This window comes from Streptomyces sp. NPDC052299 (assembly GCF_040679335.1).
Classification (GTDB): domain Bacteria; phylum Actinomycetota; class Actinomycetes; order Streptomycetales; family Streptomycetaceae; genus Streptomyces.
On sequence record NZ_JBFAUP010000011.1, the window covers coordinates 281,717 to 297,919 of the forward strand.

General features: G+C 70.7%; 14 protein-coding genes and 1 pseudogene. 5 read left to right on the forward strand and 10 right to left on the reverse strand.

What is annotated here, in order from left to right; genetic code table 11:
• Positions 1-8 precede the first annotated feature (8 nt).
• The 6 genes from AB0L33_RS20940 to AB0L33_RS20965 form a co-directional block, all read right to left on the reverse strand.
• Positions 9-1,007 carry an MBL fold metallo-hydrolase gene (locus AB0L33_RS20940; protein WP_365683500.1) on the reverse strand — a complete coding sequence of 333 codons (999 nt, stop codon included), beginning with the start codon at positions 1,005-1,007 and terminating at the stop codon, positions 9-11.
• Positions 1,008-1,287: 280 nt separating this feature from the next.
• The gene (locus tag AB0L33_RS20945) at positions 1,288-2,463 is read right to left on the reverse strand and encodes a Gfo/Idh/MocA family oxidoreductase (RefSeq protein ID WP_365683502.1); all 1,176 of its coding nucleotides are present in this window, start codon (positions 2,461-2,463) and stop codon (positions 1,288-1,290) included.
• A gap of 39 nt (positions 2,464-2,502) precedes the next feature.
• Positions 2,503-4,143 carry a hypothetical protein gene (locus tag AB0L33_RS20950; protein ID WP_365683504.1) on the reverse strand — a complete coding sequence of 547 codons (1,641 nt, stop codon included), beginning with the start codon at positions 4,141-4,143 and terminating at the stop codon, positions 2,503-2,505.
• 52 nt (positions 4,144-4,195) lie between these two features.
• A complete protein-coding gene (locus tag AB0L33_RS20955; RefSeq protein WP_365683506.1) occupies positions 4,196-5,143 on the reverse strand; it encodes a carbohydrate ABC transporter permease in 948 nt (315 codons plus the stop codon).
• Complete coding sequence (locus tag AB0L33_RS20960) at positions 5,140-6,114, reverse strand: ABC transporter permease subunit (protein ID WP_365683544.1); 975 nt, start codon at positions 6,112-6,114, stop codon at positions 5,140-5,142. Before AB0L33_RS20960 ends, AB0L33_RS20955 begins: the two co-directional genes overlap by 4 nt.
• Before the next feature lie 468 nt (positions 6,115-6,582).
• Positions 6,583-7,383 (reverse strand): DeoR/GlpR family DNA-binding transcription regulator, encoded by an 801-nt coding sequence (locus AB0L33_RS20965; RefSeq protein ID WP_026171883.1) that lies wholly within the window; start codon positions 7,381-7,383, stop codon positions 6,583-6,585.
• Between the two features lie 185 nt (positions 7,384-7,568).
• On the opposite strand from AB0L33_RS20965, the gene AB0L33_RS20970 reads away from it, so the two are divergent.
• On the forward strand, positions 7,569-8,453 hold the full coding sequence (locus tag AB0L33_RS20970) for an SIS domain-containing protein (protein WP_365683508.1): 885 nt from the start codon (positions 7,569-7,571) through the stop codon (positions 8,451-8,453).
• Between the two features lie 90 nt (positions 8,454-8,543).
• Here AB0L33_RS20970 and AB0L33_RS20975 read toward each other — a convergent pair whose 3' ends face one another.
• Positions 8,544-9,059 (reverse strand): hypothetical protein, encoded by a 516-nt coding sequence (locus AB0L33_RS20975; protein WP_365683510.1) that lies wholly within the window; start codon positions 9,057-9,059, stop codon positions 8,544-8,546.
• Positions 9,060-9,165: 106 nt separating this feature from the next.
• On the reverse strand, positions 9,166-11,871 hold the full coding sequence (locus AB0L33_RS20980) for a cellulose binding domain-containing protein (RefSeq protein WP_365683512.1): 2,706 nt from the start codon (positions 11,869-11,871) through the stop codon (positions 9,166-9,168).
• Positions 11,872-12,165: 294 nt separating this feature from the next.
• On the opposite strand from AB0L33_RS20980, the gene AB0L33_RS20985 reads away from it, so the two are divergent.
• The 3 genes from AB0L33_RS20985 (at position 12,166) to AB0L33_RS20995 (ending at position 14,725) form a co-directional block, all read left to right on the forward strand.
• Positions 12,166-12,840: a DedA family protein gene (locus tag AB0L33_RS20985; RefSeq protein ID WP_365683514.1), complete on the forward strand. Its 675-nt coding sequence runs from the start codon at positions 12,166-12,168 to the stop codon at positions 12,838-12,840.
• A 98-nt stretch (positions 12,841-12,938) separates the two neighbouring features.
• Positions 12,939-14,090: a histidine kinase gene (locus tag AB0L33_RS20990; protein WP_365683516.1), complete on the forward strand. Its 1,152-nt coding sequence runs from the start codon at positions 12,939-12,941 to the stop codon at positions 14,088-14,090.
• Positions 14,081-14,725 carry a response regulator transcription factor gene (locus tag AB0L33_RS20995; RefSeq protein WP_365683518.1) on the forward strand — a complete coding sequence of 215 codons (645 nt, stop codon included), beginning with the start codon at positions 14,081-14,083 and terminating at the stop codon, positions 14,723-14,725. The genes AB0L33_RS20990 and AB0L33_RS20995 overlap by 10 nt, the downstream gene beginning before the upstream one ends.
• A gap of 4 nt (positions 14,726-14,729) precedes the next feature.
• On the opposite strand, the gene AB0L33_RS21000 is transcribed toward AB0L33_RS20995, so the two are convergent.
• Positions 14,730-15,128: a hypothetical protein gene (locus AB0L33_RS21000; protein WP_365683520.1), complete on the reverse strand. Its 399-nt coding sequence runs from the start codon at positions 15,126-15,128 to the stop codon at positions 14,730-14,732.
• A 129-nt stretch (positions 15,129-15,257) separates the two neighbouring features.
• The gene (locus AB0L33_RS21005) at positions 15,258-16,010 is read right to left on the reverse strand and encodes a TetR family transcriptional regulator (RefSeq protein WP_365683523.1); all 753 of its coding nucleotides are present in this window, start codon (positions 16,008-16,010) and stop codon (positions 15,258-15,260) included.
• A gap of 109 nt (positions 16,011-16,119) precedes the next feature.
• Here AB0L33_RS21005 and AB0L33_RS21010 point away from each other — a divergent pair.
• Positions 16,120-16,203 (forward strand): annotated as a pseudogene (locus AB0L33_RS21010) (electron transfer flavoprotein subunit beta); the annotation flags it as partial.

Below are 16,203 nucleotides of genomic sequence, written 5' to 3' on the forward strand. Positions count from 1 at the left end.
CCGCGCGGTCAGCCCGCGCTGCCTGCCGGCTCACAGACCTGCTCCACTTCGTGCGCGACCGTGGCGACGTCGGTCATGACCTGGACGACACTGCGCCGTTCCGAGCCGTCCAGCTGCCGGTACTCGCTGCCGATGGTGACCACCAGCCGCTCGGGCAGGCCCAGTCCGGGGTAGCGCCCCTCGGCGATGACCCGGCGGGCCGCGTCGATGGCGGGGACGCCCTCGGCGTGCAGGGTGTGGGCGCGCTCGCGGATGTATTCGAGGTACGCGATGTGCTCGCGGACGCCGTTCCGGTCGAGGACGGGTCCGTGGCCGGGGACGATCGTTTCGGCGCCGGTGGCCAGCACCTGCTCGCAGGCCCCGATGATGTTGCTCAGCGGGCCCTCCCAGTGGATCGGGTGGTCGCCGGGCTGCGCGTCGGACGACGAGAAGATGATGTCGCCGCTGAACACGGTGGACTGGGCGGGCAGGTGGACCATCAGGTCGCCGCTGGTGTGCGCGGGTGCGAGCGAGGTGATCTGCACCGGGTAGTCGCCGAGGCTCAGTTCGAGCTCGCCCGTGAAGTAGGTGGTCGGCCGGACGGGCTCGGTCCGCGACCAGTCGAACGGGCCGAAGTGGCGGGCGAGGTAGGCGCCGAGCGGGGTGGCCGGGTCGCCGCCGGTGACGAGCGCGTGCTGCTGCTGCGGCGAGGGCTCGTAGTGGATGTGCTCCCTGGCCTCGCGGGTCACGATGATCTCGGCGTCCGGGAGCACGCCCGCGCCCCAGAAGTGGTCGCCGTTGGCGTGCGTGACGATCACCCGGTCGATGGTGACGCCGTGCGGCAGCCGCTTGGTGGACTCGGCGAGGAACTGGCCTGCGAGCACCGGGTCGTACGGGGTGTCGATCCACAGCGCGCCCCGGGGCGAGACGAGCAGGCCGCAGTTGGCCAGCCCCCAGCCACGCTTCGGCGGGAGCCAGGCGTACAGGCCCCTGCCAAGGTCAACGACATCCCCACCCGTGATCGACATGGACGCGATTATGCCGACCGGTTTCCGGTCGCGCGTTCGAACCCGGCCAGATGGGCACGTGATTGGCTTGAAATAGACCTTGCTCCGCCGTGCACGCGGTCGGACGGTGACCGTACGACACCACTTCGGGCCTGCTTCGTCACGATTACGGGATACGGTGTCGTTAAACCGAAAGAGACCGATTACCCATTGAGCATGGCCGAAAACAGACGCCAAAAGGCCCCCGGCGCGACCGCGTGGAGCGGTGCGCCGGGGGCCTGTGGCTCGGTCGGCCGGACCGTCAGGAACGGACCTGGCCGCGTTCGAAGTACGCGATCAGCTCCGGGTCGAGCGGCGGCACCTCGTGGGGTGCGCCGCCCTCGCGCAGGGAGCGGGTCGCGAGGACACCGGCGGCGACGCTCATCCGGGCGGCGACCGGGGAGGTGTCGGTGACTCCCCCTTCGCGGACGAACCGGACGAACTCCTGCATGATCCGGCTGTCGCCGCCACCGTGGGAGCCCTTGGCCTCGGGCACCCGGTAGGTGATGTCGGCGTCGGCGCGGTAGCCGCTGGGGCCGGTGTTCCAGACCTTGACCTCGTCGCCCGGGCCGTCGCCGAAGTTCTCCAGCCGGCCCTCGGTGCCGATGACCGTGTAGTTGCGCCAGTAGTCGGGGGTGAAGTGGCACTGCTGGTAGGCGGCCACGACCCCGTTGTCCAGCTGCATGTTCATCACCGAGACGTCCTCGACGTCCACGATGTGGTGCAGGTCCTTGCGGGCCGTCGGCGGCCAGTCGAACTCGCGCAGCCAGTTCTCGGGGCGCGGGGTGTCCGGCTCGCGGCGCGGCAGGTCGCCGTAGACGAGCAGGTCACCGAGGGCGTTGACGCGCTGCGTGTAGCCGCCGGCCAGCCAGTGCAGCACGTCGATGTCGTGTGCGGCCTTCTGGAGGAGCAGGCCGGTGGTACGGGTGCGGTCGGCGTGCCAGTCCTTGAAGTAGTAGTCGCCGCCGTAGCCGACGAAGTGCCGCACCCAGACGGCCTTGGGCTCGCCGATGTCGCCGCGCGCGATGATGTCGCGCATCAGCCGCACGACGCCCATGTGGCGCATGTTGTGGCCGACGTAGAGCCGGGTGCCGGTCTCGTACGCGGCGCGCAGGATGTTGTCGCAGCTCTCGACGGAGATGCCGAGCGGCTTCTCCACGAAGACCGCCTTGCCGGCCCTCAGGGCGTCGATGGCGATGACCTCGTGGGTGTCGTCCGGGGTCGCGACGATGATCGCGTCCAGGTCGTCCCGGCCGAGGAGCAGCTTGTAGTCCTCGACCGCGATCTCGGCGCCGAAGCGCTCGGCCTCGCGCCGGCGCACCTCCGGGTCGAGGTCGCAGACGGCGGTGATCGCCGATCCCTTGCCGGGGTGGTGGGCCGACATCGCGATGGACCGGCGCAGGCCGAGCCCGATGACGCCGAGTCGCAGGTCTGACACGGGAGTCCCTTCAGTTGGTGCGGGTCGTGCGGGCGGAGGTTACTTGCCGGCGAGCGACGCCTCGAATTCGGCGCGCATCTTGTCGCCGCCGCCGGAGCGCCACTTGCGCAGCTCGTCCTTGAAGGCGGAGATGGGCTTGCGCCCGGCGACGATGTCCAGCTGGATGTCGCTCATGGCGGTGGTGAGCGACGGGCTCTTGCTGGTGGACGTGTCCGAGAAGTGGCCGCTGGTCGGGTTGGTCTGGGCGATCTTGAGCAGCTGCTCCTGCCAGCCGTGGATCTTGCTCGCCATGTCGCCCCGGCCCGGCAGGTAGATGTACTCGGGCCCGGCGGCGAGGAAGGCCAGCGGCATCGCGGTGGTGACGGCCTCGGAGTTGCCCTTGGCGGTGAGCTTGACGTCCCCGTCGGAGGTGCGGTTCCAGTGCCTGCCCTCGATGCCGTTGTCGAGGAAGAGGCGCTCCTCCGTGCCGAAGGGGGCGGCCAGGTAGTCCAGGACGCGCAGCAGCATCTTGACGCGCTTGTCGTCGGCCTTCTTGTTGATGGCGGTGTAGCCGACGGAGCCGTAGCCCATGTTGTAGTGCGGCGTTGCGCCTTCCTTGGCGGCGAACGGCACGATGACGCCGAACGGGAAGTCGTACGTCTTGGCGTCGACCAGGAAGCTGGGGAAGGACTGGACGTAGGCGCCGAGGGAGCCCTGGGCCATCTTCTCCATGGTGGTGCTGAGGTTGGGGTCCGGCCAGAAGAGCTTGGCCTCGGCACACTTGACGGCGAAGGCCAGCGCCTCCTGGTACTCCTCCGTCTCGTACTGGTGCGTCAGCTTGCCGCCTTCCAGGCGCCAGGCGCTGGGGGCGCCGAACCACTGGGCGAACTGGGCGATGTGGTTCACGTACGCCGGCTCCAGGACGTACTTGTTGCGCTTGACGTCCAGCAGTTCCTTGCCCTTGGCGAGGAAGTCCTCGGCGCTGGTGAACTCGGCGCCGCCGACCGGCTTCCAGAAGTCCTGGTTGACGACGTAGACCTGGCCCATCGAGCCGTAGGCGACGGTGACGCCGCGGATCTTGCCGTTGACGACGGCGGTCTTCCAGGCGGTGGTCGGCAGGTTCGCCAGGTTGGGGTACGCCTTGACCGCGTCGCCCGACAGGTAGGGGGTGAGGTCGTGGAACTTGGCGTCCAGGAGCTCGGGCACGCGCTGGATGCCCTGGTTCGGCGGGAACCACACCAGGTCGGGTATGTCGCCGCCGGCCATCATCGCGTTGAACTTGGTGAGGTACGCGTCGACGCCCTGGTCCACGACGATCGTCATGTCGAACTGGGCACCGAGCCGCTTGTTCAGCTCCTGCCAGTAGCCGTTCTTGCCCTGCGGCGGGGCGGGGGTGGTGAACGTCTCGGTGAGGGCGGTGATGCGGCTGCCGTCACCGGGGGTCTTCGCGACGGACTTGGTGAGCTTCTTGGGGTAGCGCAGGTAGGTCGCGTCGAGGCCCGCCGCGTTGCCCGCGAGGTCGGCGGGGGCGGTCTGGGCCGCCACGTACGTCGGAAGCTTGAGCTTGGCCGACGCCTTGGCGCCGCCCTTGCTGACCGTGGCGCCGCTGCCGCAGGCGCTCAGGGTGGACAGACCCGCGACGGTGAGGCCGGCGATTCCCGCGGCGCCCATGAAACCGCGTCGGGACAGGTGGGTGGACATGGGGCTCCTTCAAGTGGGTGGCGTTGCGGGGCGGTGGTGCGGGGCGGGCCGGTCAGCCCTTGATCGCCCCGGTGAGGACGCCCTTGACGAAGAACTTCTGCAGGAAGGGGTAGACGCAGAAGATGGGCACGATGGCGATGATCAGCACGGCCATCTGCAGGGAGGTCGCGGGCGGGATGGAGTGGACGCCCATCGCGGAGGCGTTGATGCTCTGTCCGTTGAGGACATAGCTCCGCAGGATCACCTGGATGGGGAACTTGCTGGAGTCGTTGAGGTACAGCACCGCGTTGAAGAAGCTGTTCCAGTAGCCGACGGCGTAGAACAGGCCGACGACGGCGAGCACCGCCTTCGACAGCGGGAGCACGATCCGGAAGAGGACGGTGACCTCACTGGCGCCGTCGATGCGCGCCGCGTCGTACAGCTCCTCCGGAATGCTCTGGAAGAACGAGCGGACGACGACGATGTTGAAGGCGTTCAGCAGGACCGGAAGGATCAGTGAGGCATACGTGTCCAGCATGTGGAACTGCTGGACCGCGAGGTACGTCGGGATGATGCCGGGCGCGAAGAGGAACGTGCCGAGCACGAGCAGCAGGATCGGCTTGGCGAGGACCGTGCCCGGCCGCGAGGTGCCGTACGCGATCATCACCGTGCAGGCCAGGCTGAGCGCGGTGCCGATCAGCGTGATGAAGATGGACACCACCGCGGCCCGGGTGACCACGCCACCGGACAGGATGACGCGGTACGCCTCCAGCGTCGGGTGGTGCGGGATCAGCACGTAGCCGCCGTTGGCGTTCAGCTCCTCGCGGCCCGCGAGGCTGGTGCCGATGGCCAGGACGAACGGGTAGAGCACGATCACGGTCAGCACGATGAGCGCGAGGCCCTTGGCGCCCTGCCCGTACCAGTGCGGGCGCTCCATCCACGGCGGGCGGCCGTTGGACTTGCGGGGGCGGGCGGCCCCGGACCGGGCGGCGCGCAGCCGGGTCGCGACGGACTGACTCATCGGTACACTCCCTGCTCGCCGAAGCGGTGGGCCAGCTTGTTGGCGGCGAGGATGAGGGCGAATCCGATGACGCCCTTCATCAGTCCGGCGGCGGTGCTCATGCCCCAGTCGCCGTCCACGACGCCGTGGAAGTAGACATAGGTGTCCATGACTTCGGCGGCGTCCGGGCCGACGGCGTCGCGCTGGAGCAGGATCTGCTCGAAGCCGACCGACAGGATGTCGCCGAGCCGCAGGATGAGCAGCATCAGGATGACCGGCCGGATGCCGGGCAGGGTGATGTGCCAGATCCGGCGGAGCCAGCCGGCGCCGTCCATGGCGGCGGACTCGTACTGGCCCATGTCGATCGAGGCGATGGACGCCAGGAAGATGATCGTGCCCCAGCCGCAGTCCTTCCAGATGGCCTGCGCGGTGATGAGGAACTTGAAGGTCCCCGGGTCGGTCATCACGTTGCCGATGCTGACCCCGTGCTCCATGAGGAGCGTGGTGACCGATCCGGCGCCGCCGAGCACCTGCTTGAACATCGCGACGACGACGACCCAGGACAGGAAGTGCGGCAGGTAGACGACGGTCTGGATGAACCGCTTGATCTTCTCGCTGATGAGCGAGTTGAGCAGCAGTGCCAGAGCGATCGGCGCCGGGAAGTAGAGGAGGAGCTGGATCGCCGTGATCTGGAGGGTGTTGGACACCGCGCTCCAGAACTCGGGCTCGGCCAGCAGCGCGGTGAAGTTCGCCATCCCGACGAACGGACTCTCCTTGAAGCCCAGGAACGGCTGGTAGTCCTGGAAGGCGATGACGTTGCCCGCGAGCGGCAGATAGAAGAAGAGGACGAAGTACAGCACTCCGGGGAGACAGAAGAGCAGAAGCGCCTTGTCCCGCTTGAGTCGCTGCCGGAGCGGCTGCCGTATTCGGTTCTTCTTGACCTTCCTCCCTGCGGGGCGTTCCGCGTCTTCCGGGTCGCGGGGCTGCGGCACGGGCGGCCGCGCAGCTGTGACCGGCGTGTTTGCCATCGTCACAGGCACCTCCAGGGCTGATGGAGCGAGAGAACGTCCCGCATACGTGGAGGGCGGCGCGCGCTTCGGGGAAGCTCGGCCGCTGCCTCTTCGCGGCGACAGGCACATAGTTCACGACCGTGCGGCCATATGGCAAGAGTTGTTCATTTCGCAGAGGTAACGAACATCTATGGGCAGGCAAAAGTCAGCCCATGGGGCGCCTCAGGGCGTCACAGATGTGGCAATCACCGCATAAGGGGCGCTCGATGTCTGCAAAATGAGACCGGAATGCGCTGTTCCTCCGTCAGAACCGGCTGGCTGGTGCATGGTTGTGCTCGACCGTGCACACTTCACGCACGATCCGGGGCCTCGAACCGGTTTGGTTGCGCGCGAAGAAGCGGGCCGCCGCGCAAGGTGCGCGCGGCGGCCCGCTTCGGGTACGGCGAGGGGTCAGACGGCGATGACGGTGACGCCGGCCTCGGTGAAGCGGGCGGACGCCTCGGGCGCGATCCCCCGGTCGGTGACCAGGAAGTCGACCAGGGAGAGGTCGCAGACCCGGGCGAAGGCCCGCTTGCCGATCTTCGAGGAGTCGGCGGCGACCACCACGCGCTGGGCCTGCTGGGCGAGCAGCCGGTTGATGCTGGCCTCGCCCTCGTGGTGCACGTACGCGCCGCGTTCGGTGTCGATGGCGTTGACGCCGAGCACGGCGACGTCGAGCGTTATCTCACCGAGCACCCCGCTGGCCAGCGGGCCGGTGAGCTCGTACGACTGGGGCCTGGCGACCCCGCCGGTGACGACCATCTTGATCTGCGGCCGGATCACCAGCTCGTTGGCGATGTTGAGGGCGTTGGTCACCACCGTCAGCGTCGGCTGCCCCGCCGCGCCGCCCGCGCCGTCGCCCACCAGGTCCGCGCGGACGGCGAGCGAGCGGGCCACCTCGGTGATGGTGGTGCCGCCGGTGAGGCCCACGACCTCGCCGACCGCGACGAGTTCGGCGACGGCACGGCCGATGGCCTGCTTCTCCGGGGCGTTGCGCCCCGTTTTGTACCGGAGGGCCAGCTCGTAGCTGACGCCGTGCGCGATGGCGCCACCCCTGGTGCGGGTGAGCAGTTGCTGTTCGGCCAGCTGGTCCAGGTCCCGCCGGATGGTCGCGGCGGAGACGTCCAGCGTCTTCGCGGCGTCCTCGACGTCCACCCGGCCGTGCTTACCTACGAGTTCCAGCAGTGCGTTCCACCGGGCATCCCTGGACAAGACGGTTCTCCTCACAGGTCCGGGCTGCGGGCGCCCATCCCCTTGGGCGCGATCACCGGACAGGCGCAAGCGTCGCACAAGGCTCCGGCGAGTCAAGCCCTCTGCACGCTGAATGCTTGATAATGCTCGCTCCTCGCGGGTAACGTGCGTAAACGAGCATCCCATCACCAGTACGGAGTGCAAAAGTGTCATTTGTCGAGATCGAGATCGCCAGTCAGCCGGAGTGCTGGCGCCGCGCAGCCGAGCTGGCACCGAGTCACGCGGCCGCGCTGCCCGCGCCCGGCGAGCGCGTCGCCGTCGTCGGCTGCGGCACCTCGTTCTACATGGCTCAGGCATACGCCTCGCTCCGTGAGGAGTCCGGACAGGGCGAGACCGATGCCTTCGCCGCCTCGGAGTTCCCCACCCGCCGCCGCTACGACCGGGTCGTCGCGCTCACCCGCTCCGGCACCACGACCGAGGTCCTCGAACTCCTCGGCCGGCTGCGCGGAACGACGCCCACGGTGGCCATCACCGCCGACCCCGGGACCCCGGTGATGACCGCCGCCGACGCCGTCGTCGTCCTCGACTTCGCGGACGAACAGTCCGTCGTCCAGACCCGGTTCGCCACCACGCTGCTCACGCTGCTGCGCGCCCACCTCGGCCTGCACACCGACGCCGTGGTCCGGGACGCGGAGCGGGCGCTCGCCGAGCCGCTGCCGGAGGGCCTGGTGGACTGCACGCAGTTCACGTTCCTCGGGCGCGGCTGGACGGCCGGCCTGGCCAACGAGGCGGCGCTCAAGATGAAAGAGGCGTCGCTCTCCTGGACCGAGTCGTACGCCGCGATGGAGTACCGGCACGGCCCGATCTCCATCGCCACCGACACCACCGCCACCTGGATGTTCGGCGCCGCCCCCGAGGGCCTGCGCGAACAGCTCCTGGAGACCGGTGCCCGCTGGGTGGCCGGCGACCTCGACCCGCTGGCCGACCTGGTCCGCGTCCAGCGCCTGGCCGTGGCCCGCGCCACCGCGCGCGGCCTCGACCCGGACGCCCCGCGCCACCTCACCCGCTCGGTGGTCCTGGCGGACGCCTGACCGGGGGGCGTCGCCCCCCGGACCCCAGTCCTCGAACGCCGGCCGGGCCGGATCTTCGGCCCGGCCGGCCTTCGAGGCGCGGGGTCCCGCTCAGGATTCCTCGAAGTGGGCGTCCAGGACCGCGTCGAAGCCCTCGGTCCACTCCTTGAGGCTGCCGCGGGACGGCGCCTCGACCTCGCCGTTGAACCAACGCTGCGACGACAGGTGGACGGTGACGGTGAACCGGCGGCCGAAGCGGGCCGGCTTCAGCTCGACCGCGCCGATCTCGTCCCAGCCGAAGTCCGCCTGCTGGTCGTCCAGCGTGAACCGGACGCCCTCGGGCCCGGCCGAGATCGAGCCGCGCCGGTCGCTCACCTCGAACGAGGGCCCCTCGGCCTTCTCTTCGTCGCTCTCCTCCTGCTCGTCCTCCTCGTCCTCTTCCTGCGCCACCGGCGCCTCCTCGGCCGGCGGCTCGGCGACGGCGTCCGCGGGGACGGGCTCCTCGGTGTTCTCCGGCTCCTCCTCCACCGCTTCCGCGGGTCGGGGGGCCGTGAGACCGGGGATGTACGCCGGGTCGGTCCCTGCGGCGTACGCGGGCTGGGTCTTCGGGTCTATGCGCTGCTCCACGGCGGGCAGTATGGCCGACGAACCTGTACGGGGCCAGTAAGCCCGTGCCGGGGGGCGGGCCCGGGCCGCCCGGCCCGCCCCCCGACGCGGGGCCCCGCGCCCCGCGTCAGCCGGTGGCGCAGGCCTTCCCGCCGAGCGAGAAGGCGGCCGGTGCGGTGTTGCCGCCGGTCAGCGTGCCCGTGAAGCCGAAGCCCGCGGACGCGCCCGGCGCCAGCCGGCCGTTCCAGGAGACGTTGGTGACGGTCACCTTCGCCCCGTCCTGCTCGGCCGTCGCGTTCCACATCTGGCCGACCTTCTGCCCGTCCGGGAACGTCCAGCCGAGCTTCCAGCCGTCCAGCTCCGCGCTGCCCGTGTTGGTGAGCGTCACATCGGCCTGGAAGCCGCCGGACCACTGGTTGGTGACCTTGTACGTCACCGAACAGGCCGCGTCACCGGGGTCGGTGCCGGGGTCGGTGCCCGGGTCCGTACCGGGGTCGGTGCCGTCGCCGTCCGAGGAGTCGCCGTACATGATTCCGCGCCCGTTGGTGGACACGTACACCCGGCCGAAGACGCGCGGGTCACCGGTGATCGCGGCACCGGTCCAGCCCCACTGGTGGGCGTCGTCGTTGACGCGGGTCCACGTGGCGCCCGCGTCGGTGGACCGGAAGATGCCGCGCACCCCGCCGATCTTCGCCGAGACGAAGAGCGTCTGGTACGAGGCGCCCGCGGCCGCCTTGCCGAAGCCGACGGCGTCCGCCTCGTCGACGCCGCTCAGCCTGGTGAAGGTCGCCCCCGAGTCGGTCGAGTGCCACAGGCCGTACGCGCCCGTCGTGGCGCCGCCCGCGAGCCAGATGTCGCCCTCGGCGCCGGGGACCGCCTTGAAGCGGACGTTGCCCTCGGTGGGCAGGCCGCTCGACGCCTTCGCCGTGAAGGTCGCGCCGCCGTCCGTGGAGACGTAGAAGGTGCCGGCCTTGAACCCGTAGAACTTCTTCGGGTTCTTGCGGTCCGACTCGACCGTCGCGCCCTGCGGTATCCCCGTGGAAGCCGACCAGGAACTCCCGTACCCGGTCGTGTGATGGACCCCGGCGCCCTCGGGGCTCCAGACGAAGCCGCTCCCGTCGGCCGCCGCGGCGACCGTGCCGCCGCCGGTCACCCCGGACGGCTCCGAGCCCTGGAACCAGTTGGAGCCGTTGTCCGTGGAGAAGCCGATGTGCGGGGCCGCGTCGGCGCTGCCGACCCGCACCACCGTGTTCGGGTTGCTCTCGGCGAAGTCGATGCTCGTGGTGGAGGTGAGGTTGGGCGAGGTGAACATCATGTCCGGCACGGCGTCGAGGTCGGTGTGCCGGAAGCCCCCGATGTCCCCGAGCGCGCTGAGCAGCGGTGCCCCGGACGGCGGGCTGGCCAGGTCGTTGACGGCGGTCTCCTCCAGGCCCTTCACCATCGGGGTGATCCCGAACTGGCTGCCGGAGTCCCAGTTGGTGAGGTTCTCGGTGCCGTAGATCGTCGCGCCGGTCCCGTACATCATGCGGTCCGAGTCGAACGGGTCGATCTCCAGCGCCTCGGTCATCCAGCCCAGCTTGGGCGTGGTCTCCGGTGGCGTCGGGTTGGCGCCCCAGGTCAGCCAGGGCACCGAGGAGACGTCCTGGGTGAAGCGGTTGGCGCGGTTGGGGTAGCTGGTGTAGTCCCACGCCTGGGTCCAGGTCGCGCCGCTGTCCGTGGAGCGGAAGATCTGGGTGTCGGGCCACCAGGAGCTGTACGCGGTCGCCATCACCGTGCCGGGGTGCTGCCGGTCCACGGTGAGCCCGCTGAAGCCGTAGTAGGTGTCCGCCTCGGCGACCGGGCTGACGTCCTTCCACTCACCGGTCGCGGTGGTGTAGCGCCAGATCCGCCCCTTGCCGCCGTCGTAGGGGCCGCCGGTGTCGCTGAGGGTCAGATACAGGTAGCCGTTGTCGGAGTCCAGTACGCCCTTGTGCGCCAGGTATCCGGTCGGCTGCCCGGCGATCCGGGACCAGGTGGTCCCGCCGTCCGTCGAGCGGTAGACGGTGTTGTCCTTGTCGGCGACCCCGACGTAGATGTCCTGGGTGGCGCTGCCCGCGCTGCCGCTGCGCTCGTCGAACGTCACCCAGACGATGCCCTGGTTGTCGTTGCCGTAGCCGCTGGTGTCGGTCGGGTCCTGGGCGTAGTTGCCCGGGTTGGGGAAGGCCGTCACCTCGGACCAGGTGGCGCCCGAATCGGTGGACCGCCAGAGGCCGTTGCCGCTGGGCGCGCCGAGATACAGCACGGAGTTCTTGTTCGGGTCGACCGCGAGGCGTTCGCCCATGCCCCGGCCCGGCATGTTGCCGCCGAGCTTGAAGGGCAGCGTGCTCGCCTTCCAGGTCGCCCCCCGGTCCGACGAGCGCAGCACCGCGCCGTTGGTGGGGTCCCAGTCGTTGGTGTACGTGCCCACGGCGGCGTACACCTTGTCCGGGTCGACGGAGTCCGAGGCGAGGCTCACCACCCCGGTCCAGCCCCAGTGGTCCCAGTCCACCCAGTCCAGCAGCGGCTTCCACTGCTTGCCGGCCTGGTCCCAGCGGTAGGCGCCGCCGATGTCGGTGCGGGCGTAGGCGAGGTTCTTCTCGGACCGGTTGAAGACGATCCCGGGGACGAAACCGCCGCCGTCGATGCGGACGTTCTTCCAGTCGTACGTGTCCGCCGCGAGGGACACATCGGATGCCTGGGCCGCGGGCGCGGCTTCGCTGTCCTTCGCCGACGCCGGCGCGCCGGAGGCGAAGAGCCCGGCGGTGAGGGTGAGTGCCGCCACCAGGGCAGCGAGGGGTCTTGCGCTTCTGCGCACGGAAACGTCTCCTCCGAACAGGGCCGCCGACAAAGGCGGTAAGGGCGTGAACGGACGTGGGAGCGCTCCCATTTCGCGTCCCGATGGTAGCGGCGCCGCCCCTCCGGGAGAAGAGAAGAGGCAAGGTTCATCGGATGACTCGGGCGATGGCTCGGGCGTGCTGCCCTCGACGGGCCCCTGCGGTAAACCGCACCCCGGACGGCGGCGACCCTCATACCGGGGCGGTCCGGCGCTTCCTAGCGTGGTCGGAGCCGGGGCAGGGTGCCCCGGCTCCCCGTCCGTCTGGAGCCCCGCATGCACCCCGTCCCGCTCGCTCTGCCTCAGGCACCCGCCGGGGGCTTCGCCGGCTGGGCGGCCGACCTCGTCGACGCCCTCGGCGCTCCGGGGGCCGGTCTGGCCATCGCCCTGGAGAATCTGTTCCCGCCGCTGCCGAGCGAGGTGATCCTGCCGCTGACCGGATTCGCCGCCGGTCAGGGGGTGCTGTCGCTCGCCTCGGCGCTGTTCTGGACGACGCTCGGTTCGGTGGCGGGGGCGGCGGCCCTGTACTGGATCGGAGCGCTGTTCGGGCGGGACCGGGTGCACGCCCTGTGGGCGCGGCTGCCCCTGGTCGGGGCCACCGACCTGGAACGCACCGAGGCGTGGTTCCTGCGGCACGGCACGAAGGCGGTGCTGCTGGGCCGGATGGTGCCGATCTTCCGGAGCCTGATCTCCGTGCCCGCGGGCCTGGAACGCATGCCGCTGCCGACGTTCCTCGGGCTGACCGCAGTGGGCAGTCTGGCGTGGAACTCCGTGCTGGTGATGGCCGGTTACTGGCTCGGCGACCAGTGGGACACCGTCGGCGACTACGTCGGCGTGCTCTCCCAAGCCGTGCTCCTCCTCGTCGCGGTGGCGCTGGTGCTGTACGTCGTCGTGCGCGTCCGGTCACGCGCGGCGGCGGGGCGGGCCAGGCACCGCCGGGATGCCGGATGAGCGGGCCGGGAACTAAGGTTCGGCCGACCGGGCCCCGGCGGGCGGGCTCCGGGCGCGAGGCGGAGGGACGGGGCGCGGTGCTGGAGGAATCCCCTGGGGTGCCGGACACGTCCGGTCAGGGCGCGGCAGCCCGGCCGTCCCGGGCGGCGGGGACGCTGCTCGGCTGCGCGACGGCCCTCGCCGGGCTGGTGTACTTCGCGGTGGCCGGGACGCTCCTGGGGCCGTTCCTGCTGTGGCCCCGCACCCGGGTCACCGCGCGCCGCCTCCTGGTGGCCGGGGCCCGCAGGCTGGCGGAGGCGGAACGGTGGCGCCGTACCGCCCTCTTCGGCGACCGGTTCCCCGCGCACCGCGCCTCGGACCAGCAGGTCCTGCGCTATCTGGGCGGCCGCATCTCCTCGGGGCTGCTGTGCGCGGTGGTGAGCGCGCTGCTCGGGTTCGGCCTGATGCTGGCCGGGCTGCTCGCGGTGGGCGTGGCCCGTGGCACGCTCGGCTGGGGCGAGTTGGTGACCCAGGTGGTCCTGGGCTCCGTCCTCCTCTTCCTCGACGTGCAGGGACTGTTCTCGCTGGCCGCGCTCGACGCCCGGCTCGCCCGGGAGTGCTTCGGTCCCGGGGAGCGTGAGCTGCTGAGGCGGCGCATCGGTGAACTCGCCGCCAGCCGGGCCGCCGTGGTGCGGGCGGTGGACCGGGAGCGGCGGCGCGTCGAGCGCGATCTGCACGACGGGGTCCAGCAACGCCTGGTGGCGCTGGCGATGCTGCTGGGCCGGGCCCGCCGCGCCCGGGACGCCGACCGCGCCGACGCGCTGCTGGCCCAGGCGCACCGGGAGGCGGGCGAGGTGCTCGCCGAACTCCGTGAGGTGGCCTGGCGGGTGTATCCGACGGCCCTGGACAGCGTGGGGCTGCGGGAGGCGCTGGGCGGCGTCGCGGAGCGCTGCCCGATCCCGGTCCGGGTGGCGTACGAGGTCTCCGGCGAGCTGCCGTCGCCCGTGGAGACGGCCGCGTACTTCGTGGTGTCCGAGTCCGTGAACAACGCCGCCAAGCACTCCGGCGCCGAGACGGTCGTGGTGGCCGTGGTGCGGCGCGACGGCGTGCTGACCGTGCGCGTCCGGGACGACGGGTGCGGCGGCGCGGACCCGGACGGCGGCGGGCTGGCCGGGCTGCGCGGCCGGGTCGCCGCGATCGACGGCATGCTGGACGTCCACAGCCCCGTCGGGGGCCCCACCACCGTGACCGCGGAGCTGCCGTGCGTGTGATTCTCGCCGAGGACTCGATCCTGCTCAGGGAGGGCCTGGTCCGTCTGCTCACCGAGGAGGGCCATGAGGTCCTGGGCGCGGTGGGTGACGCGGAGTCGCTGCTGGCGCAGGTCGCGGCACACGCGCCGGACGTCGTCGTCACCGACATCCGGATGCCGCCCACGCACAAGGACGAGGGGTTGCGCGCGGCCGTGGAGATCCGTGAGCGCCGGCCGGACGTCGGCGTGCTGGTGCTCTCCCAGTACGTGGAGCGCAACTACGCCGCCCGGCTGCTCGCCGAGAACGCGGCGCGGGTCGGCTATCTGCTCAAGGACCGGGTCGCGCAGGTGGAGGAGTTCCTGGACTCGCTGGAGCGCATCCACGCGGGCGGGGCCGTCTTCGACCCGGAGGTCGTGCGGCAGTTGGTCATCCGCAGCACGCACGGTGATCCGCTGTCCCGGCTGACGCCGCGCGAGCGCACCGTCCTGGAGGCACTTGCCCAGGGCCACACCAACGCGGCCATCGCGCGGAAGCTGCACATCTCGCTGAGCGCGGTCGAGAAGAACCTCAACACCGTCTTCGACAAGCTGGGCCTCGCGCACACCACCGGCTACAACCGGCGCGTCCTCGCCGTGCTGCGCTACCTGGAAGCGTGAAACCTCAGTACCGGCCGGGCGGGTCGCAGACTTCGAGTACGACCTCGCCGGACACGGAGGTGCGGCCGCCGACCGGGCGCACCCGGTCGCCGACGTTCACCATGTGCGGGGCCGCGCCCACGATCCGGCAGCGGTAGACGAAGCCTTCGGGGAAGCGGACCAGGGACTCGTTGCGCATGATGCGCGAGTAGCGGTTGACGACGCTGGAGCGGATGACCACACCGTGGCCGTCGCTGTGCGCGGACCGGAGATCGCTCGACGCGCAGACGGGGCACAGGAGTTTGCGGAAGGAGGCGGTGTGGCACCAGCGGCACACCTGATAGACGAGCCCTTCCTGGCTGGTGTTCGCTTCCGCCGCCTCGCGGCTCGGCCGCCCCATCACGTCGGTTCCGGTACTGAACACGTTCCGCCTCCCGCGCTCGACTCGGTGCGCCGCGGCTTCGGCAACGGCACACGGGCACCGTATGGCACTTAGTTCCAGGAGTAAAGGCACTGAGTGCCGCGAACTCGCGAAGGGGCCCGCCCGGGGCCGTTACGCGGTGCCGAGCGCGGACTCGATGTGCTGCACCACGCGCCACATCGGGGCGCCCTTGCGCGCGACCATGACGATCACCTCGTCGTCGCTCACGGCGCTGGAGACGGCGGCGGGCGCGGACTCGGGCCCGGGCGCGACGGGCCGCGCGTCCGCCCCGCCCCACACCGCGCGCACCAGTTCGAGGGCCCGGTCCACCTCGGCCCCCGCGTCGCCCTTGCCGCCCGAACGCAGCCAGGAGCGGAGCCCGTTGTTGTGCGCGGCGACGACCGAGGCCGCGATCACCTCGGCGCGCAGCGCGGCGTCGGGCCCCGCGTCCGGGTCATCGGCCCAGCGCCGCTCCAGATAGCCGGCGAGGGTCCGCTCGTAACGGCGCACCACGGACAGCTCGTACGTGCGAAGGCCGGGCACCTCCCGGGTGAGCCGGTAGCGCTGCACGGAGAACTCGGGCTTCTCGGCGTACATCCGCAGCACCAGCCGGGCGCCGTCGCACACCGTGGCAACCGGGTCCGTGCCGTCGGCGTCGGCCAGGAAGGCGGTCATCTCCGCGAGGCACCCCTCGTGGTCGGGGAAGACCGCGTCCTCCTTGGAGGGGAAGTAGCGGAAGAAGGACCGCCGCCCCACCCCGGCCCGGGCGACGATGTCGTCCACCGTGGTCCGCTCGAACCCGCGCTCCAGGAAGAGGGCGAAGGCCGCCTCGGCGAGCACGTCACGCATGGGGGGCTTCTTGGCCGGCCGGGGGTCTTCGGTCATGCCGGAAACGTAACACCGAAACCAGCCTGCCGACACTGGGTACCTTTACGAAGGGTACTGAGTGCCATAGGATTCCCGCAGGACACCACCAGGTACAGGGAGAGCCGGCGTGAGCTTGAGGATCGTTGTCTGTGTGAAGTACGTGCCCGACGCGACCGGTGACCGGCATTTCGCCGATGACCTGACGTTGGAC

Excerpts from the sequence above, each read along its gene's own strand:
- AB0L33_RS21005 (WP_365683523.1), bottom strand. The coding sequence starts at position 16,010 with ATGACCGAAGACCCCCGGCCGGCCAAGAAGCCCCCCATGCGTGACGTG.
- AB0L33_RS20950 (WP_365683504.1), bottom strand. The coding sequence starts at position 4,143 with ATGTCCACCCACCTGTCCCGACGCGGTTTCATGGGCGCCGCGGGAATC.
- AB0L33_RS20985 (WP_365683514.1), top strand. The coding sequence starts at position 12,166 with ATGCACCCCGTCCCGCTCGCTCTGCCTCAGGCACCCGCCGGGGGCTTC.
- AB0L33_RS20955 (WP_365683506.1), bottom strand. The coding sequence starts at position 5,143 with ATGAGTCAGTCCGTCGCGACCCGGCTGCGCGCCGCCCGGTCCGGGGCC.
- AB0L33_RS20940 (WP_365683500.1), bottom strand. The coding sequence starts at position 1,007 with ATGTCGATCACGGGTGGGGATGTCGTTGACCTTGGCAGGGGCCTGTAC.